At 72.7% G+C, this 22,906-nt stretch carries 11 protein-coding genes and 1 riboswitch; of the genes, 3 read left to right on the top strand and 8 right to left on the bottom strand.

Features of this window, described 5'->3' with window-relative positions; translation table 11 throughout:
* Positions 1 to 158: 158 nt before the first annotated feature.
* Complete coding sequence (locus ASE27_RS06220) at positions 159 to 1,793, bottom strand: PLP-dependent aminotransferase family protein (RefSeq protein WP_082608616.1); 1,635 nt, start codon at positions 1,791 to 1,793, stop codon at positions 159 to 161.
* Positions 1,794 to 1,873: 80 nt separating this feature from the next.
* Here ASE27_RS06220 and ASE27_RS06215 point away from each other — a divergent pair, with 80 nt between their 5' ends.
* Entirely contained in the window at positions 1,874 to 2,857 is a 984-nt protein-coding gene (locus ASE27_RS06215) for an aldo/keto reductase (protein WP_056647894.1), read from the top strand.
* Between the two features lie 89 nt (positions 2,858 to 2,946).
* Here the strand turns inward: ASE27_RS06215 and pulA are convergent, their stop codons facing one another.
* The 4 genes from pulA to ASE27_RS06195 all read right to left on the bottom strand — a co-directional run bounded on the left by pulA (position 2,947) and on the right by ASE27_RS06195 (position 15,565).
* The gene (pulA, locus tag ASE27_RS06210) at positions 2,947 to 9,117 is read right to left on the bottom strand and encodes a pullulanase-type alpha-1,6-glucosidase (protein ID WP_082608615.1); all 6,171 of its coding nucleotides are present in this window, start codon (positions 9,115 to 9,117) and stop codon (positions 2,947 to 2,949) included.
* A gap of 266 nt (positions 9,118 to 9,383) precedes the next feature.
* A complete protein-coding gene (locus tag ASE27_RS06205; RefSeq protein ID WP_056647631.1) occupies positions 9,384 to 13,067 on the bottom strand; it encodes an ABC transporter ATP-binding protein in 3,684 nt (1,227 codons plus the stop codon).
* A 136-nt stretch (positions 13,068 to 13,203) separates the two neighbouring features.
* The gene (locus ASE27_RS06200; protein WP_056647628.1) at positions 13,204 to 14,190 is read right to left on the bottom strand and encodes a malate dehydrogenase; all 987 of its coding nucleotides are present in this window, start codon (positions 14,188 to 14,190) and stop codon (positions 13,204 to 13,206) included.
* A 157-nt stretch (positions 14,191 to 14,347) separates the two neighbouring features.
* Positions 14,348 to 15,565 (bottom strand): NADP-dependent isocitrate dehydrogenase, encoded by a 1,218-nt coding sequence (locus ASE27_RS06195; RefSeq protein WP_056647625.1) that lies wholly within the window; start codon positions 15,563 to 15,565, stop codon positions 14,348 to 14,350.
* A 393-nt stretch (positions 15,566 to 15,958) separates the two neighbouring features.
* Between ASE27_RS06195 and ASE27_RS06190 the strand changes: the two genes are divergently transcribed.
* On the top strand, positions 15,959 to 16,999 hold the full coding sequence (locus ASE27_RS06190; RefSeq protein ID WP_082608614.1) for an aquaporin: 1,041 nt from the start codon (positions 15,959 to 15,961) through the stop codon (positions 16,997 to 16,999).
* Between the two features lie 65 nt (positions 17,000 to 17,064).
* On the opposite strand, the gene ASE27_RS19700 is transcribed toward ASE27_RS06190, so the two are convergent.
* The gene (locus ASE27_RS19700; protein ID WP_056762531.1) at positions 17,065 to 17,547 is read right to left on the bottom strand and encodes a DUF3017 domain-containing protein; all 483 of its coding nucleotides are present in this window, start codon (positions 17,545 to 17,547) and stop codon (positions 17,065 to 17,067) included.
* A 51-nt stretch (positions 17,548 to 17,598) separates the two neighbouring features.
* Between ASE27_RS19700 and ASE27_RS06180 the strand changes: the two genes are divergently transcribed.
* The gene (locus tag ASE27_RS06180; protein WP_235535368.1) at positions 17,599 to 19,008 is read left to right on the top strand and encodes an NAD(P)/FAD-dependent oxidoreductase; all 1,410 of its coding nucleotides are present in this window, start codon (positions 17,599 to 17,601) and stop codon (positions 19,006 to 19,008) included.
* Positions 19,009 to 19,036: 28 nt separating this feature from the next.
* Here the strand turns inward: ASE27_RS06180 and ASE27_RS06175 are convergent, their stop codons facing one another.
* Entirely contained in the window at positions 19,037 to 20,503 is a 1,467-nt protein-coding gene (locus ASE27_RS06175; protein WP_056647616.1) for a SulP family inorganic anion transporter, read from the bottom strand.
* 131 nt (positions 20,504 to 20,634) lie between these two features.
* A complete protein-coding gene (gene purH, locus ASE27_RS06170) occupies positions 20,635 to 22,305 on the bottom strand; it encodes a bifunctional phosphoribosylaminoimidazolecarboxamide formyltransferase/IMP cyclohydrolase (protein ID WP_056647613.1) in 1,671 nt (556 codons plus the stop codon).
* A 48-nt stretch (positions 22,306 to 22,353) separates the two neighbouring features.
* A riboswitch (ZMP/ZTP riboswitch) is annotated at positions 22,354 to 22,441 on the bottom strand.
* Between the last annotated feature and the right edge of the window lie 465 nt (positions 22,442 to 22,906).

Raw genomic sequence — 22,906 nt, 5'->3', positions numbered from 1 at the left:
AGGGGCCCATCGCGCCTGCAGCGCGAGGGCTCCTCTCGGACCCGGCCCGGCTCGAACGGGCAGCCACCCTCACCAACTGCAGGCAAGGACGTGCCCTTACCGGGTAGGCGCGCCTTGGGCGGGCTCAGGGATGAACGTACATCGAGCGGTGGAGCAGGTCATCGTCTGTGGGGGGAGGCTCCCTCAGACTCCACTGCCCGGACCGCGGCCGCGAGCCGCGCCACCGCCTCCTCGACACGGGCGTCCGCGAGGTTGCCGTATCCGACGACGAGCCGGTCGCGCTCGCCCTCGCCCTCGCGCGCGGGCGCGGCCGTCGCCCGGTACCGCTCGATCGCCGCGACCGACACCTCGCGCAGCGCCGCCTCGCGCACCACGTCCGCGGCCACGACGCCGGGCGGGAGCTCGACCACGGCGTGCATGCCCGCGGCGATCCCCGTGACGTTCGCCCCCGGCAGCGCGGAACCGAGCGCGGTGACCAGCGCCTCGCGGCGGCGCCTGAACCGTCCCCGCGAGGCGCGCAGGTGCCGCTCGTACGCTCCTGAGACCAGGAACCGGGTCAGCGTGAGCTGATCGATCGTTGATGGTCCGGCCCCTCCTCGGTCGACGACCTTGCCGCGCCACCCGGGCGGCAGCACGGACCACCCCAGCCCGAACCCGGGGGACATCGTCTTGCTGAGCGAGCCCAGGAGCATGACGCGGTCGGGCGCGAGCCCCTGCACGGCCGCGACGGGCCGCCGGTCGTAGCGGAACTCGGCGTCGTAGTCGTCCTCGACGAGCACGCCGTCGACGTCCCGCGCCCAGCGCACGAGCGCCTCGCGGCGCCCCGGGGAGAGGGCGGAGCCCGTGGGGAACTGGTGGGCGGGAGTCACGAGCGCGGCCCGCGCCCCGGTCCGGCGCGACGCAGCGAGGAGCGCCTCGACGTCGATCCCGTCGTCGTCGACCAGGACGGGCACGGGCGTGAGCCCGGCGGCCGCGGCGGTCTCGCGCAGGCGCGACCAGCTCGGGTCCTCGACGAGGAGGGCCCGGTGCCCTGCCCGGTGCAGCGCGGCGGCGATCCGCCGCATCGCGTCGTCCGCGCCGTGGGTCACGACGACGTCGCCCGCCCCTGCCCGCACGTGCCGGGCGCGGGCGAGGTAGGCCGCGAGCGCCGCCCGGGTCGTGTGGTGACCGGTCGGGTCGGGCGCGGCGAGGTCGGCGTCGGGAGCCACGGCGAGGGCTTCGCGCAGCGCGCGGACCCAGGCCGTGCGCGGTACGTGCCGCAGGTCGGGCACGCCGGGTGCCAGGTCGAGGCGGGCTCGTGGGACGGGAACGCCTTCCGCGCCCGACGACGTCGCTCCCGTCCCGGCGCCGGCTGCGGACAGGGGATCGGCCAGGCCGCCCGGGAGGTCGGGACGGCCGGCACGGCGGTGGGGCTCGGCGGGCCCCTGCACGGCGGCCCGCGGCGGAGGGGCGGTCACGGCCGCGAGCGGCACCCTCGTGCCCGACCCGGTCCGGGACTCGAGGAAGCCCTCGGCGACGAGCTGGCCGTAGGCCTCGGTCACGACCCAGCGTGAGACGCCGAGCGTCTCGGCGAGAACCCGGCTCGGCGGCAGGGCTGCTCCGGGCGGGACCCTTCCCGAGAGGACGGCGACCCGCACCGCGGCGCCGAGCCGGGCGTGGAGCGGTTCCGGCCCGTCGCCCAGGTCGAGGATCGTCTCCCAGGCGAGCGCCGTCGTCGGGCCTGCGCCCGTGCTCCGCGAGGGGGTGCTCCTCGGTGCGCGACCGGGTAGCGAATTGGTCTGGTCCGATGCCATGTCAATGGACCGTACACCCAGGCCGCTCGGCTCCTAGCGTGGAGAGCGTCAACCCGCCGCACCCCTCATTGGAGACCACGATGCGCTACCGCACCCTCGGCGACGGCCGCACGTCGTTCGACGTCAGCACGCTCTGCCTCGGAACCATGCTCATGGGCACCAGGACGGACGAGGAGACCTCGTTCGCCATCCTCGACCGCTACCTCGAGGCCGGAGGGACCTTCCTCGACACGGCCAACAACTACAGCCTCTGGGCCGGAGGGCACGGGCGCGACAGCGAGGACCTGCTCGCTCGCTGGCTCGTGAGCCGCGGCGTGCGCGACCAGGTCCGCATCGCGACCAAGCTCGGCGCGGCCCAGAAGGACCGCACGCTGCCCCTGTCCAGCACTCCCCCGACCAACTACCAGGGCCTGGCCGCGGAGACGATCACCTGGGAGGCGCACGAGAGTCTGCGACACCTCGGGGTCGACCACCTGGACGTGCTCTACGGGCACGTCGACGACCTCGACACCCCGCTCGCGGAGACCGTCGGGGCGTTCGGCAAGCTTCAGGCCGAGGGGGTCGTGGGGATCTCGGGGATCTCGAACGTCGCGCTGTGGCGCGTGGTCGAGGCGCGTGAGGAGGCGCTGCGGCAGGGGGTCGCGCCCTACGGGGTGGTCCAGGAGCAGCTGAGCTACCTCTACCCGACTCCCGACCCCGACCGGCACAACTGGGCGTCGCCAGAGCTGCTCGACTACGCGCGCTCGACCGGGAGCGACGAGCGCGCGCCGCTCGCGGTCACGGCCTACTCCCCGCTCCTGCAGGGGGCCATGGTGCGCGACGACAAGGAGCTGTGGGAGGGGTACGGGCACCCGACCTCGCTCGAGCGGCGGCGCGTGCTGCACGAGGTCGCGCGGCAGGTCGGCGCGACGCCGAACCAGGTCGCGCTCGCATGGCTGCTCGGCGGTCCCGTGCCGGTGATCCCCGTGATCGGACCGAGCAACCTCGCCCAGCTCGACGAGCTGCTCGGGGCGGCGGACCTGGACCTCGACCCGGAGGTCCGGGCGCGTCTCGACGCGGTCTGACCTGAGCGACACCGCTGAGTGCGGAGCAGTTGCACCGTACGCCAGGCGTGGGATGCAACTACTCCGCACTCAGCGGATCTGTGGGGAGGCTAGGAGCAGTCGCGTGCCCCGTACGACACGTCGTAGACCGTCCGGACCTCCTTGCCGCCGATCGTCGCCGTGCCCGTGACCTTCGACGTCGCGGCGGGGATCTGCGCCTGACGCGTCGCGAACGTCTGCTGGGCGCTCTTGCCGGGCAGGACCCCCGTGAAGGACTTGGTGCCGAACGGCGTCTCGACCGTGACCGCGGCCGGGACCGGTCCCGCGTTGACCGCGACGACCGTCACGGTCGCCCGTCCCGCGACGCACTGGGTGCGCGCCGAGGTCGTGAGCTCGACCTTCCCGGCCTTCGGCTCGACGAGCACCGCGACCGAGCGCGCCGGGACGGTGACCGTCCCGGTCGCCGTGTCCCACATGGTCGTCTTGACGACGGGGTCGGCCCCGTCGGCCTGGACGGGTGAGAGCGCGTACTCGCGTCCCGCCAGCCCCGCGACCGTCTGCGTGACCGGCTCGGGCGAGGCGTTGAAGACGACGAGCGCGCCGTCGAGCTCCTTGTCCGTGTCCGGGCCGACCGTGTCGTCGATGCTCATGACGATCACACCGGGCGTCTGGCCGGTCCCCGCGTCGGGGAACGTGACCTTCTGGTTGATGAGGTCCGCGCTGCCCAGGCGGAACAGGTCCGTCGAGGAGCGCAGCCGCAGCAGGTCGGCCGCGTCGGCGGACGCCGTCGCGATGTCCTGCTCGCCGGGCTTGAGCGCAGGGTTGGCGAGCAGGGGCGCCATGAGCGGCCACTTCTCGCCGTTGTCGGCCTCGAGCGGCAGCCCCTTGCCGAACCCGTTGTCGGTCCCGGTCCAGTCGATCGCGTTGTACCAGTCGCCCGAGTCGTAGCTGTTGCGGTCGAGCGACTTGGAACGCAGCAGGTCGGTGCCCGCGTGCCACAGCGAAGGCGTCTGCGAGAGGGCCGTGGTGGCGAGCGAGACGTTGTTCATGCGCACCCGGTCGGCCATCGACGTGTCCGCCGGCAGCTTGAGGGTCAGCAGGTCGAACAGCGTCTCGTTGTCGTGCGCGTCGACGTAGCTGATGATCTCCTCGGGAGAGTCCGCGTAGCCCGCGGGCGCACCCCGGTAGTCGATCTGGTCGCCGCGCAGCGCCTCGCCGGTCGACGTCGTGAACGTGAAGCTGCGCAGGTTGCCCGCGAGGCCCAGGCGGACCAGGTCCGTCTCGTGGCCCAGCGCTGCGAGCTCGTCGGCCGAGCCGTCGTTCACGGTCCCCGGCTCCCCCGCCCGGGCAGGCTGCCCGTTCGGGTCGGTCGCGAGGCCGGTGCCGAACCCCTGCGTGAAGGTCGAGGCCCCGTCGACGGGAGACCCGCCGTGGACCGCGTCGCGCAGGCGGTCGGAGAACGTCCCGATGCCCGTGCCGCCGAGCTGGCCCTGCGTGGCCTGCTCGAACAGCGCGTTGTCGGCGACCTCCCCGAAGTTCCAGCCCTCGCCGTACAGGTACACGGCCTTGCCGTCCACGCCGTCCTTCTTCAGCGTGAGCTCGTCGAGCGCGGCCCGGACGTCAAGCATGTTCTGCTTCGAGTGGTGCCCCATGAGGTCGAAGCGGAAGCCGTCGACCTTGTAGTCGCGGGCCCACGTGACGACCGAGTCGACCATGAGCTTGCCGGTCATGGCGTGCTCGGTCGCGAGGTTCTGGCAGCACGTGCTGGTCTCGACCGCGCCGGTCGTCGTGTCCTGACGGTGGTAGTAGCCGGGCACGACCTTGTCCAGGACGCTCTTGGGGTCCTGACCGCTGGCCGCGGTGTGGTTGAACACCTGGTCGAGCACGACCTGGAGGCCGGTCTGGTGCAGGGACCCGACCATGGTGCGGAACTCCGCGGCACGCGCCGAGCCCTCGGCGTCGACCGCGTACGAGCCCTCCGGCGTCGAGAAGTGCAGCGGGTCGTAGCCCCAGTTGAAGCCGTCCGTGCCCTGGATCGCGGCCACGGCCGCCTGCTGCTCGGTGCCGTCCGCGGCGAAGCCGCTCAGGTCACCGGTCACCGACTGCTTGGAGCGATCCTCCTCGATCGTCGCGATGTCGAACGTCGGCAGCAGGTGCACCGTCGTCAGACCGGCGTCGGCCAGCTCGGCGAGGTGCGTCATGCCGGCCGACTTCTTCTCGCCGAACGCGAGGTAGGTGCCACGCTTGGCCACCGGCACGGTGGAATCGGCGATCGAGAAGTCCCGCACGTGCAGCTCGTAGATCGTCTGGTCGACGGCCCTCTCCACGACGGGAGCCGGCGTGTCCTTCCAGACCTTCGGCTGGGTGTCCTTCGCATCGAGGTCGACGACGACCGAGTGCGTCGAGTTGAGCGTGAGCCCCAGCGAGTACGGGTCGGTCACGACGTTGGTCTCGACCGTGCCCGTGGACGGGACGAAGACCTCGACCTCGTAGAGGTACCGAGCACCGACCCAGCCGAACTTCTTGTCGGCGTCCTTGCCGTCGACCGTCCACGTCCCGTCCGACTGACGCTCGGCGGGGAACCGCCGGGCGTCCTCGTTCTTCAGGTCTGCGGCGTCTCCCGTTCCGGGCCACGCGAGGAGCGTGACCTTCTTGGCCGTGGGTGCCCACAGCGCGAACGACGCCCACTTGCCGTTGGTGTAGATGCTCGCACCGAGCGTACGGTCCGCGGCGCCCTCGGCGAACAGGTCGTCCAGGACTCCGGGGAGCTGGACGCCGGTCGCCGCGGTGAGCGGAGCGTCTGCAGCGGTGCCGCCCCGCTGGGCGACGAGGAGCTGACCCGTGAGCGCGGCGGTCGCCGCGTCCACGGAGATCGGCTCGCCGTCGGCGCCCGTGACCCGCAGGGCCACCGCGTCGGCGAGGGCCGGGAAGTCCGCCGCGACGTCGTCGGGCAGGCCGGCCGGGTCGTAGGCCAACCCCAGGGTCGACGCCCCCTCCGGGGCGACTACTGCGCCGTCGGCGACGCTCAGGCCGCCCGTGGGCGCCGTGTGGAGCGTCCAGCCCAGCGTCGCCGGGTCGGCACCCGCGAGAAGCTCGCGCGGCCAGGCGACCAGGTCCTTGCCCACCCAGTGCGCGGCCTGCTGGCCCGTCCCTGGCAGCGGCGGGTCCGCGACCTCGATCGTGAGCACGTGCGTCGCGAGGACATAGGAGAACGTGACGGACTTGCCCTCGGACGCGCTGAACGAGTAGTTCTGACCGTCCTTGACGCCGCCGACACCGTAGTTCTCGGCCCAGCTCAGACCGTGCGCGACCTTGCCCTCATACGCGCCCGTGGCGAGCGCGGACGTCGTGAGCGTGTAGACCCCGTCACCGTCAGGGTCACGGAGCCACGAGCCCAGGCAGTCCGGAGACCAGGCGGCCGAGCAGCCGAGCTGGTCCTGGAACGAGCCCGCGACCGTGACGATCGGGCCCTGCGCGGTGCTCGAGAAGTCGTGCGAGACCGGGTCCCAGTAGAACGTCACGGGGCCACCCGCGGTCGTGTACGTCGCGTTGGCACCGTCCTTCGCACCGCCGACACCGTAGTTGAGGTCCCAGGACCCGTTGATCGCGACCTTGTACTCGTAGGTACCCGCCGGGATGTCGAACGTGCCCGCGTAGACGCCGTCAGCACGCTTGGTGAGCTTGGCCGCCTCGCAGCCGGGGGCCCAGTCGCCCGCGCAACCCATCTCGGAGTTGTGGCTCCCGGCGACCGTCACGAGGTCGATGTCCGTCGGAGGTTCGACGTCCTCGTCACCGCTCACGGAGTTGCCCACGCTCGCGAACGTCGAGGCCGCGGCGCGGTCGCCGTCGGCGTCGACCGTCACGGCGCGGTACTCGACGAGCGTGCCCTTGGCCAGGTCGCTCACGTCGTGGAAGACGCGCGGCGAGGTGTCCTCGGCCGTGCCGAGACCCTGCCACTCGTCCGACCCGACGACGCGCCAGGCGAAGCTGGTCTCGGACCACGCGGCGTCGTCGACGTCCGCGGCGACCGGGGCGACCCCGGTGAGGCCCGCCCCCGCGGCCGGTACGGCCACCGAGACGTCCCCCGTGGACTCGACGCCCACGGTACGGTCCGCCTTGAGCACGACCGAGCCGAGGGCCGGGACCGTGAGCGAGACGGTGCCGTCGGTACCGGCCGTGACCGCGTCGCCGCCGCCGTAGAGCGGCGCGTACGTCGCGCCGGGCGTGAGCGTGGTGAAGCTGACCGTCTTGGCCGCGGCCGAGTTGTTCAGCCCCACGAGGTGCTCGATCTTCTCGGTGCGGTCAACGCGCGAGAACGCGTAGACGCCCGCGCCCGAGTCCGTGTAGCGCTCGATCTGGGCGCCCTGCGCGAGCGCCGGGTTCTCGGAGCGCAGCGCGGAGAGCTCGGCGATGTGGGTGTAGAGCGGCGACGTGGTGTCGTAGCGGTCCTGGCTGCCGGCGGTCTCGCCCGTGATCAGCTTCTGGTCCGCGTACTCGTCGACCTGGGTCGCGAACAGCGACTGCCGCGCGTTCTTGTCCTTGCCGTCGCCCGCACCTGCGAAGCCCTGCTCGTCGCCGTAGTAGACGACCGGCTGGCCGCGCGTGAGGTACATGAGGTCGTGCGCGAGCTCGTCACGACGCTGCGCGTCGCCCGTGGTCTGCAGCAGGTACCCGATGCGGCCCATGTCGTGGTTGCCGAGGAACGTGGGCAGTGCCGAGGCCGAGGAGTCTGGCGTCGTGTACATGTCGTCGCTCGCGAAGAGCTGGGACAGCCCCTTGGCGCTGTTGCCGCTCGCGAAGCTCGCGGCCGAGGACTGGAACGCGAAGTCGAGAACGGAGTTCATGTCCGTCTTGCGCACGTAGGGCGAGAGCTTGGCGGCGTCGGCGTCGTAGATCTCACCGAACATGAAGAAGTCGTCCTTGCCCTTCGAGTGGGCGTAGTCGAGGACCTCGGTGGTCCAGGTCTCCCAGAACTCGAAGTTGACGTGCTTGACCGTGTCGATGCGGAAGCCGTCGATGCCGAGGTCGACCCAGCCCTGGTAGACGTCGACGAACCCGTCGACGACACGCGGGTTCTCGGTCATGAGGTCGTCCAGGCCGTCGAAGTCGCCGTAAGTCACGGACTCGCCCGACCACGTCGAGTTGCCACGGTTGTGGTAAAGCGTCGTGTCGTTGAGCCACGCGGGGACCTTGGCGTCCTTCGCGTCCTCGGCCACCACGGGCGTGTAGGGGAACGACGTCGCGGCGTCCATCGCGGGGAACGTGTCCTTGCCCGCGTGGTCGGCCGGGTCGAACGCGGTGCCTGCGGCGTCCTTGTACGGCGAGGTCGCCTGGTCGACGTACGAGTACTGCTTCTGCTCGTTGTCGATCAGGTCGGCCGTGTGGTTGGTGATGATGTCGAAGTAGACCTTGATGCCCTTGGCGTGGGCCTCGTCGATCAGTGCCTCGAGCTCGGCGTTGGTGCCGAGGTGCGGGTCGATCTGCGTGAAGTCGGTGACCCAGTAGCCGTGGTAGCCCGCCGACGCGTTCGCTCCCTCGCCCTGGACCGGGTTGTTCTTGAACGACGGGGTCAGCCAGATCGCGGTGGTCCCGAGCCCGTCGATGTAGTCGAGCTGGTCGCGCAGGCCCTGGATGTCGCCACCCTGGTAGAAGCCCTTGTCCGTGGGGTCGTAGCCCGAGTGCAGCGCACCACCCTCGATGCCGGCCTCGTTGTTGGTGGGGTCGCCGTCCGCGAAGCGGTCGGTCATGACGAAGTAGAACTGCTCGTCCGAGCCGGCCTGGCGCACGGGCGGGGTCACGATCTGCGCGTCGGTCGCCTCGTCGTAGGCTCCCCCGAGCTCGACGGGCGCGAGCGAGACGCGCTTGGCGATGTCGTCGAACGTGAAGCGCAGGGTCGTGGGGCCACCGACGACCAGCGGGATGTTGTCCGCACCGCCGTTCAGGCCGTAGGCCTCGTCCCACGTGTCGTTCACGGCGACCTTGTACTCGTAGGTGCCCGCGGGCACCGTGAAGTCGGCCGAGTAGACACCCTCGGTGCCGGTCGGCGCGAGCTCGGTCGCGGCGCAGGCCGGGTCCCAGTCGGCTGCACAGCCGGCCTCGTCCTGCAGGCTGCCGACGAGCGCGAAGGTGCGGGCCGCATCCGTCGCGGACGCCGCGGGGCCGCTCGCCGCGTTGGCGACGGCCGTGAAGCCTGTCAGCCCGGTGAGCCCGACGGACAGCGCCGCGAGGGACGCTGTGGCGCGGCGCGGTCTGGACGACCGCCTGGGGCGGGGTGATGCCATGAGGACTCCCTTGTCGACCGGGGAGTCGGACGTGCGTACGCACCGCCGGGTGACCGAGCCCCTGCGCTCCACGTGGTCTCCCGAGCCGGGCGCTCCCCGACGCCGGCTGACCCAGACTGTAGTCGTTGCTGAAAGTTGCAGCAAGGGTGCAACCGCATGTCGGCACGCCGAACCCGTGGCCTCCACGACGGGGACGACCCTGGACAGCACGAAGCCCGGCCGGGAAGCGTGATCGCTGCCCGGCCGGGCCAGGGGGCCGGAGGACGTCAGCCCGCGAGGTGGCTCCAGCGTGGCGCCAGGTCGCTCCAGGGCCCGACCTCCGCGACGGCACCCTCGTGGAGCACCACGACGCGGTCCGCGCGGGCCAGCGCCGCACGCTTCGAGGTCGAACCGATCACCGTGGTCCCCCGCTCACGGAGCGACGACCACAGCTCGATCTCCGTCGCGGCGTCGAGAGCGCTCGACACGTCGTCGGCCAGGAGCAGCTCGGCGTCGGTCGCGAGCGCGCGGGCGAGCGCGAGCCGCTGCACCTGGCCGCCCGAGAGACGGACCCCTCGGTGCCCCACGAGCGCCTCGTGACCGCCCGCCTCGACCACGTCGCGTTCGAGGCGCGCGGCCGCGACCGGGCCGTGGACCTCGCGCTCGTGGCCGAGCCGCACGTTGTCCGCGAACGTCCCCGACAGGACGCGCGGGACCTGCGCGACGTGCGCGACCTGGCCCGGGCGCAGGAAGGTCTGGGCGTCCTCGACGTCCGTCCCGTTCCACCGGATGTCGCCCGTGTGCTCCATGAGTCCCGCGAGCGCCGCGAGCAGGCTCGACTTGCCCGACCCGACCTGGCCGAGCAGGAGGACGAGCTCGCCGCGCTCCACGCTCAGGTCGACGCCGTGCACGCCGATCGTGCCGTCGTCGTGCAGCGCGCTCACCCCCGCGAGCTCCAGGAGCTCGAGCGCCTGACGCGGGCCCGGGGCGGGCGTGGGCGCCTCGCCCGTGAGGAGGTCGACCCCGCGGGGCAGGTCCATGAGGTCCGCCCCGGCGGCGAAGCGGCTCGTCGCGCGCTGCCACGAGCGGGTGCCGGGGGCCTCCGTCACGACCGCCCCGGCGACGACGCCGAACCAGCCGAAGCCGTTGACCGCGTTCGCGACCAGGAGCGCGGTCGCGAGGTCCCACGTCCCGGTGAGGAGCCCGGCCCAGGCCGCGACGACGCCGAGCTGGATCATGACGAGCGGCACGCCGTCGAGCGCGGCCTGCACGCGGTGCTCGAAGACCGCTGCGCGCACGCGGCCCGCGTCGACCTCGTGCAGGTGCGCGTGCACCTGGGGCGTCCGGGCGGCGAGCTTGACCGAGCGCGCCGAGTCGAGCGCCGAGACCAGGGCCCGCCCGAACCGGGCGCGCGCGGCCGACGATCGCGTCGCCGAGCGGCCCGCGATGGGACGCCCGAGCGTCGACGCGGCGGCCGAGACGACCATGACCGCGAGCAGCACGGCCCCGGCGAGCCACGACCGGCTCAGCAGCGCCGTGACACCGGCGATGACGAGGCCGTTGACGAGGTCCACCCAGCGGTCGGCGTACCGCACGAACCGGTCGGCGTCCATGGCGCGCGCCACGACCTCGCCCGGGGGTGTGGCCGAGAGCCGGTGCTGGCGCGTCTGGCCCGTCATGACCGACATGCGCACTCGCAGCAGGACCTCGATCCACCAGCGGGGGTAGACGTACAGGGCCCGTGCGAGGCACAGGGGCGCGACCACCAGGAGCACCGCGAACGGGACGAGCAGCGCCGCGGGGAAGCCCTCGTCGAGCCCCTGGACCGCGTGGCCCCAGAGGAAGCCGGTCACTGCCCCCTGCGCCGACACGAGGCTCGCCACCAGGAACAGCACGGCTCCCACGACACCCCACGCCGGCCGCACGAACAGCGCGTGCAGCACGCCGCGCGCGAGGCTGGGGCCTTCGCCCGGGTCCGCCAGGGTCGGCGGGACGCCGCGCCGACGCCGGCCGCCGACGGCCTCGTCCGACGAGCCGGACGAGCCGGGCACCCCGTCCGCCCCGGACGTCTCGGCGACCGCCTCGACCACGGCCGAGACCACCTCGCCGTCCGCGCCGGCAGGGGCGAGCCCCGCGTTCGCCGCTGTGCCCTCGCTGCCCTCGCTGCCCTCGCCGTGCTCGCCCGCCCGGCGGCCGGTGAGCACGGGGCTCGGCCGGCCGTCCTGCGCGACGCTCGCCTCCAGCAGGTCGCGATAGGGGCCCGCGACGCGCGCGAGCGTGGCCCGCACACCCTGCTGGACGACGCGACCCCGGTCGAGCACCGCGATCAGGCCGGCGCGCTCGATCGTCGTGAGCCGGTGCGCGACGAGCACGCCCGTGCGCCCCGCGAGCAACCGCTCCGACGCCGACACGACGCGGGCCTCGGTCAGGGGGTCCATGCGTGCCGTGGCCTCGTCGAGGACCACGACCTGGACGTCCCGCACGAGCAGGCGGGCGAACGCGACGAGCTGCTCCTCGCCCGCCGACAGCGACGTCCCGCCCGGTCCGAGCAACGTGTCCAGACCGTCCGGCAGGCCGGCGACCCACTCGTCGAGACGCAGCTCGCGCACCGCGTCCTCGATGGCCGACCGCGGCACGTCGGCGAAGAGCGCGACGTTCTCCGCGAGCGTGCCCGCGAGGATCTCGGTCCGCTGGGTCACGACCCCGACCGCGGCGCGCAGCGCCTGCAGGTCGAGGTCTCGCACGTCCACGCCGCCGAGGAGCACCGCGCCCCGGGGCGGCTCGACCGCCCGCGACAGCAGCGACGCGAGCGTCGACTTGCCCGAGCCCGTGCGGCCCACGAGCGCCACGGTCGCGCCCGCGGGCACGTGCAGGCTCACGCCGGCCAGGGCGAAGGTGCCCTCGGCGTACGAGAAGTGCAGGTCCCGGAGCTCGATGCCTACGGGCCCGTCCGGGACGGGGCGCCCGCCCGCCGGCTCGGGCGGGACCGAGAGCATCTGGCGGATGCGCGTGAGCGCCCCGAGCCCCTCCTGGATGTCCGGGAGGTGGTGGACCAGGTTGTCGGTCTGACCCACGAACATCGAGGTGACCAGGAACAGGGTGACGAGCCGGTCGACGCCCAGCTCGCCGTCCGCGGCGAGCGCGGCCCCCGCGACGGCCACGCCCGCGAGCAGCGACGCGAGCACGAGCCCGGCCCGGCGGAGCATGCGCGACTCGACCGACAGGACCGCCTCGAAGCGTCGGTGGACCTGGGCCGACCGCTCGGCGAGCCGTCGCACCGCGAACGACTGGCCCAGGCTCGTGCGCAGGTCGTCGCGTGCCGCGACCGCCTCCTCGAACACGGCCGCATGGTCCGTCCAGGCCGCTTCCTCGACCACCTTGCGGCGCGCGATCTCGCCGAGCATGGGGCGCACGATCAGCGCGGCGACCAGTCCGAGCACGGGGAAGAGGATCCAGGCGGGCCACCAGGTCAACCCGGCGACGATCCACATGGGAATCACGCCGACGAGCGTGCGGCCCGCTCCCCAGGCCTGGCGGCGCACGAGCGTGCCGACCGCGTGGGTGTCGTCGTCGACCCGGTCGAGCACCTCGCCCACGGCCTGCTCGGTGAGCGTGGCGAGCGGCTGGTGCAGCGCCGCGGCGAGCAGGTCGCCGCGCAGTCGGCCCTCGGCCCGGTCCACGACCCCGGCCCAGACGACCTGGCCGATCGTGTCGAGCAGCGCCGCGCTGACGATGCACACGGCCAGGAGCTGGAGCGTGGCCGTCGTCGGGTCCGCTGCGAGCCATCCTGCGACGACCGTGCCGAACGCAGCGCCGACCGCCCCGACGGTCAGCGCGGCGAGCGCGAAGACGGCCTGCGGCCCGCGCAGCCGCCGCCAGTCCAGGCGGCGGGCGGGGTCCGTCGAGGTGACGGAGAGGGAGGAAGGAGCGGGGTCTGGGCCGGTCGGAGAGCCGGTGGGTGCATCGGTCATGGCCAGCCGATCCTATGGCGAGGGTACGACGTGCACGCAGGCATTTTCCGGCCCCACGGACCCGCCGGACCGGCCAGCAGGGACCCGCCGCGCAGAGAGCCGGCGCCCGGTGCTCCCGGGCGCCGACCCTCGTCGCTCAGATGAGGCCGAGGCCCCGCACCGCGTCGCGCTCCTCGACGAGCTCGGCGACCGAGGCGTCGATGCGCTCGCGCGAGAAGTCCGAGATCTCGAGCCCCTGGACGATCTCCCACGTCCCGCCCCGCGAGACCACGGGGAACGAAGCCATGAGGCCCTCGGGGACGCCGTACGACCCGTCGGACACGATGCCCGCGCTCGTCCAGTCGCCCTCGGGCGTGCCGTTGACCCAGTCGAACACGTGGTCGATCGCGGCGTTCGCGGCCGAGGCGGCCGACGACGCGCCCCGCGCGTCGATGATCGCGGCGCCGCGCTTGGCGACGGTCGGGATGAACTCGCCCGTGAGCCAGGCGGAGTCGGCTGCGAGCTCGGCGCCCGGGCGGCCCGCGACGTCGGCGTGGAAGATGTCCGGGTACTGCGTGGCCGAGTGGTTGCCCCAGATGCTGACCTTGCGGACCTCGGAGACGGGCACGCCCGCGCGCTTGGCGACCTGCGTCAGCGCCCGGTTGTGGTCGAGCCGCGTCATGGCCGTGAAGCGGTCCTTCGGCACGTCGGGCGCGTTCGACGCCGCGATGAGCGCGTTGGTGTTCGCCGGGTTCCCGACGACGAGCACGCGGATGTCGTCGGCCGCACCGGCGTTGATCGCCTCGCCCTGGGGCTTGAAGATGCCACCGTTCGCCTCGAGGAGGTCACCGCGCTCCATGCCCGGACCGCGGGGACGCGCACCCACGAGCAGGCCGACGTTGGCCCCCTCGAAACCGGCGCGCGGGTCGTCGAAGATGTCGATCCCGGCGAGCAGCGGGAAGGCGCAGTCGTCGAGCTCCATCGCGGTGCCTTCTGCGGCCTTCACCCCCTGGGGGATCTCGAGGAGTCGCAGGCGGACGGGCACGTCCGGTCCGAGGAGCTGGCCTGCGGCGATGCGGAACAGCAGGGCGTAACCGATCTGACCAGCGGCTCCGGTCACGGTCACGTTCACGGGAGTTGTCATGTCCACACTCTGTCACAACGTCCGGGCGCTCCCCAGGGGTACTCGCACGCCCTGCGGATGGGGCGTCCGTCACACCCCTGAGCGCCCTGCGCGCGGGACGCGCGGGCCGGTCCCGGGCCCCTGCGCTGCCCGTTCCTCGGGCGTGCGGGGACGAGGATCAGGCCAGGCGTGCGGCCAGGTTCTCGTCGAGCGCCGCGAGGAAGTCCTCGGTCGTCAGCCATTCCTGGTCCGGGCCGACCAGGAGCGCGAGGTCCTTGGTCATCTTGCCGGACTCGACGGTCTTGATGACGACGTCCTCGAGCGTCTCGGCGAACGCCGTGACCTCGGGGGTGCCGTCGATCTTGCCGCGGTGCATGAGGCCACGGGTCCAGGCGAAGATCGACGCGATCGGGTTGGTCGACGTCGGCTTGCCCTGCTGGTGCTGGCGGTAGTGACGCGTCACGGTGCCGTGCGCGGCCTCGGCCTCGACGGTCTTGCCGTCGGGGGTCATGAGGACCGACGTCATGAGGCCGAGCGAGCCGAAGCCCTGCGCGACGGTGTCGGACTGGACGTCGCCGTCGTAGTTCTTGCAGGCCCAGACGTAGCCGCCCTCCCACTTCATGGCCGAGGCGACCATGTCGTCGATGAGGCGGTGCTCGTAGGTGAGGCCGGCAGCCTCGAACTGGTCCTTGAACTCGGCGTCGAAGACCTCCTGGAACAGGTCCTTGAACTGGCCGTCGTAGGCCTTGAGGATCGTGTTCTTGGTCGACAGGTACACCGGGTAGTTCCGCTGCAGGCCGTACGCGAACGAGGCGCGCGCGAAGTCCTTGATCGAGTCGTTGAAGTTGTACATGCCCATGGCCACGCCGCCGTCGTCACCGTACGTGACGACCTCGGTCTTGATCTCTTCCGAGCCGTCGGCAGGCGTGTAGGTGAGCGTCAGGGTGCCGGCACCGGGGACCTTGAAGTTGGTCGCCTTGTACTGGTCGCCGTGCGCGTGACGGCCGATGATGATCGGCTTGTTCCAGCCCGGCACCAGGCGCGGGATGTTGGAGATGATGATGGGCTCGCGGAAGACGACGCCACCGAGGATGTTGCGGATGGTCCCGTTCGGGGAGACCCACATCTTCTTCAGGCCGAACTCCTCGACGCGTGCCTCGTCGGGGGTGATGGTCGCGCACTTGACGCCCACGTTGTACTGCTTGATCGCGTTCGCGGCGTCGATCGTCACCTGGTCGTCGGTGGCGTCGCGGTTCTCGATCGACAGGTCGTAGTACTTGAGGTCGATGTCGAGGTAGGGGTAGATGAGGCGGTCCTTGATGAACTGCCAGATGATGCGCGTCATCTCGTCACCGTCGAGCTCGACGACCGGATTGACGACCTTGATCTTGCCCATGCGGGGGTAACTCCAACTCTGCGAGGGGAACCTGAGGCCGCCCGCTGCCGCCCGGCGGGTGCCGGGGCTCCGCGCGCGAACCGTCGATGCTGACCGCCGACCAGGGTACTCGACTTCTCGATATCAAGATACTTTCCGCCCGACCCCGCAGGGGTGCTCGCGGGCTCCCGGGAGCCTCAGCCCCCTGCCCGACGGCGGTTCGCGCCCTCGCGCCGTCGGCCCGCCCTCTGGCGCACTCGAGTTCAGCAGGTGAGACTGGTCACGTTCTCATCAGCGAACTCCCAGAGATCGGTGGCAGGATGCCACCGAGATGCCGGTTCTGCACCGACGTCGGCTGTTCATCCCGAAGGTCCGGCCTTCCCGGACTCCTCACGCACACGAGACAGGAACATCATGTCCCAGGACACTTCAGCACCCGACGCAGTGGTCGTCGAAGAGGCGACGGTCGTCGTCGGGCCCAGCCTGCTCGCCCGGCTCGGCGCGGAAGCCTTCGGTACGTTCTTCCTCGTCCTCTCGATCCTCGGGGTCGCGCTCTACGGCCGCTTCACGGGCGCCGGGCTGGTCCTGCCGGTCGCGCTCGCGGGCGGCATCGCGCTCCTCGCGGCGATCGCGGCCGTGGGCCACGTGTCGGGCGGGCACTTCAACCCGGCCGTGACGCTCGGCGCCGCGATCGGTGGGCGCACCGCATGGCGCGACGTCCTGCCCTACTGGCTCGCCCAGATCGTCGGCGGAATCATCGCCTCGCTCATCCTCTTCGCGACGCTCCCCAGCGCAGCGCTCCCGATCCTCCAGCAGAACGCCGTGATCGCCGACGCGACCAAGCAGGCCTTCATCTCCGGGACGGCCAACGGGTTCGGCGAGCACTCGCCGCTCGCAGCGAGCACCGGCGGGGCGTTCTCGTTCGAGTGGTTCTCGGCGTTCCTCATCGAGGTCGTCGTCACGGCCATCTTCGTCGGCGTGATCCTCGGCGTCACGGACAAGCGTTCCAACTCGAAGCTCGCACCGACCGCGATCGGCCTGTCGCTCGCCGCGCTCCTCCTGATCGCCGCGCCGTTCACCAACGGTTCGCTCAACCCGGCACGCTCGATCGCAGCGGCGATCTTCTCCGACTCGTGGGCCCTGAGCCAGCTCTGGCTCTTCATCGTCGCCCCGCTCGTCGGCGCGGCCATCGCGGCCCTGTTCTACCGCGCGTTCGCCTTCGCACCCGTCCAGGACGACCTCCTGGCCGAGGACGAGGTCTTCGTGGTCGAGGAGGAGACCGACCTGACCGGCACCCCCGCCGCGACCGCCGCCGTGGTCGCCGAGGAGGCGGCCTCGCCCGCCGTCGAGGTGCCCGAGGCCGTGGAGACCGTCGAGGTCACCGAGGTCGAGGTCCCCGAGGCCGGCACCGGCAAGGACTCGACGGACGAGGACGGCACGGCCCCCAAGGCCTGACCCGAACCACCGCCCGCACGACGAGGCCCGGTCCGCCGCAGCGGACCGGGCCTCGTCGTCTCGTCTCAGATGTTGGGGACCGTGACCGCGAGGGCACCCATCACGGTGGCCGTCGTGAGGTACATGATCACGTCGGTCCAGCGGGTGCGGACCGTCAGCCCCACGGGTCCGGGGCCGGGCAGGAACGCGCGGACCCCCGCCCCGACGACCAGGATCCCGACGATGACGAAGACCCCCGCCCGGGCGCCGGCCAGCAGCGTCACCGCGACCGCGAGCAGGACGCCCGCGAACACGAGCCACATCGCCAGGTTGCTCTGGGGCGCCGGCGCGACGACCACGGTCGTCTGCTCCGCAGGCTGCACTCCCCCCGCACCGTTCCCGGCGCTCACCCGAGGGATGCCCGCGAGCGGCCCGACAGGGAGCGGTCGTTCCTCGTCCGACGCCTCGGGCGCACCGTCGAGACGGTGCCACGCAGGGGCGGCGGCCGGCCGATGCTGCGTCGAGGGGTCGTTGTGCGGTCCGCGCCCACGCGCGGTGACGTCGCTCACGCTGCCCACCAGTTCACGGTTCCGAGCCTACCGCCGACTACGGTGGTGACCGTGCCCTCACCAGTCACCACCGATGTCCTGCCGCACTCGCGGCGCCCTGCGGCCGGGTCGGTCGTCGTCGTGGGCGCGGGCCTCGCCGGCGCGCAGACGGTCGCCGCGCTGCGGACCCACGGCTTCACGGGGCGCGTGACGCTGCTCGGCGCCGAGGGTGTCCCTCCCTACGACCGCCCACCCTTGTCCAAGGAGCTCCTGTCCCGGCCCGAGCCGGCCTGGCTGACCGGGGAGATCGGGGTCGACGTCAGCACGCTCGCCGACGAGCTGCTGCTCGACGACCCGGCGGTCGACCTCGAGCCCGGCACCGAGGAGGTCACGGTCACGACCCGGTCGGGGCGGCGCGTCACGGCCGACGTCGCGGTCCTCGCCCTGGGCTCCGAGCCCGTGCGCCCGCCCGGCTGGGAGGCCGCGCTCACGCTGCACACGGCCGACGACGCCGCGCGCCTGCGCGAACGGCTCACGCCCGGCACGCGCCTGGTCTCGATCGGCGCGGGCTGGATCGGCGCGGAGATCGCCGGGGTCGCCGCGAAGGCCGGCTGCGACGTCACGGTGCTCGAGGCCGCGCAGACCCCGCTCGAGCGTCAGCTCGGCGCCGAGGTCGGCGCCCACCTGGTCCGCTGGTACGCCGACGCCGGCGCGCGCCTCCTCACCGGCGCGCAGGTCACCGAGGTGGGAGCCCAGGCCGTGGTGCTCGCCGACGGGTCACGGGTCGAGGGCGACCTCGTGCTCGCGGCCGTGGGCGCACGCCCCGCGACCGCGTGGCTCAAGGGCACGCTCCCGCTCGACCCGCGCGGCTCGATCCGCGTCAACAGCGCGGGGCGGGTGGCTCCCCCGACCGTCGCGTCGCCGTCGGGCACCTCGGGGCACCTGCCCCTCAAGGCGCTGCGCCGCCTGTACGCGGTCGGGGACTGCGCGACGCGCGACAACGCGGTGTTCGGCCCCGTGCCCGGCGGGCACTGGTCCGCCGCGCTGCACGACCCCGAACCGACCGTCCGCGCCCTCCTGGGCGTCGACGAGATGCCCGCCGAGCCGCAGCCCGTCCGCGAGCTGCTCGGGCTCGCCCCGGTCCCCCAGCACGCGCCGTACGTCTTCTCGCAGCAGCTCGGGCACGACATCGCGCTGTTCGGCACGCCCTCGCCCTTCCACGAGGTCGTCTACCGCGGCGACCCGAGCGGCGGCGGGTCGGGCCACGAGGGCTGGATCGCGCTGTACCTCGAGACCGTCGCGGGCGCGCACCGCACCAACACCGAGGGGCACCGGCTCGCGACCGTGCGCGCGGTCCTCGTGGTCGACGCCCCGCGCGAGGTGGGCCAGGTGCGCAAGCTCATGAACCGCGACGTGGCGCTGCACGTCGACGTCGAGGTCGCGACGGACCCGTCGCGCAGGCTGCGCGACGCGGTCGTCTGACGGAGCGGCGGCCGCAGGTGCCAGGCTCTCAGCCCAGGCGACCGCCGAGCCGGGCGTGCCGCCGGGCGCTGTCCTCGTTGAGCCCCACGAGGGTCAGGTTCTTGCCGAGCGACGCATACCTGGTGCTGACCGCGTCGAGCGTCGCGACGCTCGACGCGTCCCACACGTGCGCGCCGCTCAGGTCGATCGTGACGTCGTCCGGGTCGGTCGCGTACGCGAACTGGTGCACCAGGTCGTTCGACGACGCGAAGAACAGGGCGCCCGTCACGCGGTAGGTGCGCTCGCCGTCGGGCCCGTCCTCGCTCGTGACCTGCGTCAGGTGCGCGACCCTCCGCGCGAACGCGACCATCGCGACCAGGACGCCGCTCACCACGCCGAACGCGAGGTTGTGCGTCACGACCGTCACGACGACCGTGACGAGCATGACGGCCGTCTCGCTCCAGGGCATGCGCCGCAGCGTGCTGGGCCGGACCGAGTGCCAGTCGAACGTCGCGACGCACACCATGAGCATGACCGCGACGAGCGCTGCCATGGGGATGAGGGCCACCAGGTCGCCCAGGGCCACGACGAGCACCAGGAGGAAGACCCCGGCCAGGAACGTCGACAACCGGGTGCGCGCGCCCGAGACCTTGACGTTGATCATGGTCTGCCCGATCATCGCGCAGCCACCCATGCCGCCGAAGAGACCCGTGACGATGTTCGCACCGCCCTGCCCCCAGGCCTCGCGGGTCCTGCTCGACCCCGTGTCGGTGATCTCGTCGACGAGCTTGGCCGTCATGAGCGACTCGAGCAGCCCGACGAGGGCCATGCCCAGCGCGTAGGGCGCGATGGTGCGCAGCGTCTCGAGGGTCCAGGGGACGTCGGGCCAGAAGAGCGACGGCAACGAGTCGGGCAGCGCGCCCTGGTCGCCGACTGTCGGGACGTGCGCCCCGGACAGTACCACCGCGGCTGTGAGGGCGACGATCGCGACCAGCGGGGCGGGGACGACCGTCGTCCATCGCGGGAGCCCGACGATGATCGCGATCCCCGCCGCGACCAGCGGGTAGACGAGCCACGGGACGGCGACGAGCTGCGGGAGCTGGGCCAGCGCCACGAGGATCGCGAGCGCGTTGACGAACCCGACCATGACCGAGCGGGGGATGAACCGCAGCAGCCTCACGACCCCGAGCAGGGCCAGCACCATCTGGATCATCCCCGCGAGCAGGACCGTCGCGACGAGGTGGTCGAACCCGTGCTCGCGCATCACAGGCGCGATCACGAGGGCCACGGCCCCGGTCGCGGCCGAGATCATCGCGGGGCGTCCGCCCAGGAACGCGATCGACACCGCCATCGTGAACGACGCGAAGAGCCCCACGCGCGGGTCCACGCCCGCGATGATCGAGAACGAGATCGCCTCGGGGATCAGGGCCAGCGCGACGACGAGGCCGCCCAGGACCTCGGTGCGCAGGAGCCGGGGCGAACGCAGCGCAGCGACGACGGTGAGGGGGGTGCTCATGACGGACTCCTGGGGGTGGGGGGCGATCGAGCTGCCCCTCCGGGAGTCGAACGGTGCGGTGTCGCTGCGCGGCCACGCGGTCGCCGCGCCCGGTCAGGGCCCGACGACCGCGTGGTCGTCAACGGGACGGGTCAGTGCGCGAAGTGGCGCGTGCCCGTCAGGTACAGCGTGACGCCTGCGGCCTGCGCGGCCGCGATGACCTCGTCGTCACGGACCGAGCCCCCGGGCTGCACGACGGCCTTGACGCCCGCGTCGAGCAGGACCTGCAGGCCGTCGGCGAAGGGGAAGAACGCGTCGGACGCTGCGACCGAGCCGCGCGCGCGCTCCTCGCCCTCGGCGCCGAGCGTGTTGGCGCGCTCGACCGACAGGCGGCACGAGTCGACGCGGTTGACCTGGCCCATGCCGATGCCGACCGCGGCCCCGCCCTTGGCGAGCAGGATCGCGTTCGACTTCGCGGCACGCACGGCCCGCCACGCGAACGCGAGGTCCGCGAGCGTCTCGGCGTCGGCGGCCTCGCCCGTCGCGAGGGTCCACGACTCGGGGCTGTCGCCACCGTTCTCGGTCGCGGCGTCCAGGCGGTCGACCTGCTGCATGAGCAGACCACCCGAGATGGGGCGGATCTCGACGCCCGCGCTCGGGGCGCCGTCGACCTGGAGCAGGCGGATGTTCTTCTTGCGCGAGAGGATCTCGAGCGCCTCGGGCTCGTAGCCCGGGGCCACGACGACCTCGGTGAAGACGCCCGCGATCTGCTCGGCCGCAGCCGCGGTCACCACGGCGTTGGTCGCGATGACCCCGCCGAACGCGGAGACCGGGTCGGTCGCGTGCGCCTTGGCGTGGGCGTCGGCCACGTCGGTGCCGACCGCGACGCCGCACGGGTTGGCGTGCTTGATGATCGCGACCGTCGGGGCGTCGCCATGGTCGTGCGCGGCGCGCCACGCGGCGTCGGCGTCGACGTAGTTGTTGTAGCTCATCGCCTTGCCGTGGAGCTGGGTCGCCTGCGCGAGGCCCGAGGCGCCGTGCCCGTTGGTGTAGAGCGCGGCGCGCTGGTGCGGGTTCTCGCCGTAGCGCAGCACGTCGGAGCGGTCCCAGGTGGCGCCGACCCACGCGGGGAAGCCGGTCGAGACCGGGCCCGCCTCGGTCTGGAGCGTGTCCGTGGGCGCGACGACGCTGCTCATCCAGGACGCCACCGCGACGTCGTAGGTCGCGGTGTGCACGAACGCCTGCGCTGCGAGGAGCTTGCGCTGCGCGTACGTGAAGCCGCCCGCCTGGACCGCGGCGATCACGTCGCCGTAGGCGGCCGGGTCGACGACGACGGCCACGCTCGGGTGGTTCTTCGCCGCGGCGCGGACCATCGAGGGGCCGCCGATGTCGATCTGCTCGATCACGGCGTCGGGACCGGCGCCCGACGCGACCGTGTCCGCGAACGGGTACAGGTTGACGACCACGAGCTCGAACGGTGCGATCTCGAGCTGAGCAAGCTGCTCGAGGTGGTCCGCCTTGCGGGTGTCCGCGAGGATCCCGGCGTGCACGCGCGGGTGCAGCGTCTTGACGCGCCCCTCGAGGCACTCGGGGAAGCCCGTGAGCTCCTCGACCTTGGTCACGGGGATGCCGGCGGCGGCGACGGTCGACGCGGTCGAGCCGGTCGAGACGAGCTCGACGCCCGCGGCGTGCAGAGCCGTGGCGAGCTCGACCAGGCCGGTCTTGTCGTAGACGCTCAGCAGTGCGCGGCGCACGGGACGCTGGGCGTCGTCGGCGATCTGGACCGTGCCGGGGGCGGGGGCTGCATGGGAACGTACGGACATCGGAGTGCTCCTGTGGGTCGTCAGCGGGTCGCGGGAAGATACCGGTCACCCAGGCGCCCAGGCGGACGACGCACCAACAGGTCGATCGGACGCTCCCCGGTGGTCGTTCCCACCCTCGCCAGTCGCGGCCGCCTCCGATCTTACCGTGCCCGGTTCGCGGCGGGCTGGGGGCGGGTGTCGGCTGGGCGGCGCGCTGCGCGGAGAGGGTGCGGGGCTGGGTGGGTGGTGCGGCGGGTGGGCGCCGCGCCGCGCCGCGTCGGCCCGACGGCGCCGCGTCGGCCCGACGGCGCCGCGCGCCTCGGGCGTCCGGGTCCCCCACGGTCACCGCCCGCGAGATGCGGCTCATGGGGGCCGGAAACCGCATTTCGACCCCCACTGGCCGCATCTCGACGGAACGCACGCTCCCGAGCGGACGAGGCAGGCGGGGGTACCGCCAGGTCGGCCCGACGGCGCCGCGCGCCTCAGGCGTCGGGGTCGCCCACGGTCACCGCCCGCGAGATGCGGCTCGTGGGGGTCGGAATCCGCGTTTCGACCCCCACCGGCCGCATCTCGCGGAGGCGCCCGATTCCCGGACGGTTCTCAGCGATCCCGGCAGCCGACG

The organism is Oerskovia sp. Root918, from assembly GCF_001428945.1.
Lineage (GTDB): Bacteria > Actinomycetota > Actinomycetes > Actinomycetales > Cellulomonadaceae > Oerskovia > Oerskovia enterophila.
Note: the sequence above shows the minus strand (reverse complement) of the source record. Positions and strands in the feature narration are given on the sequence as shown.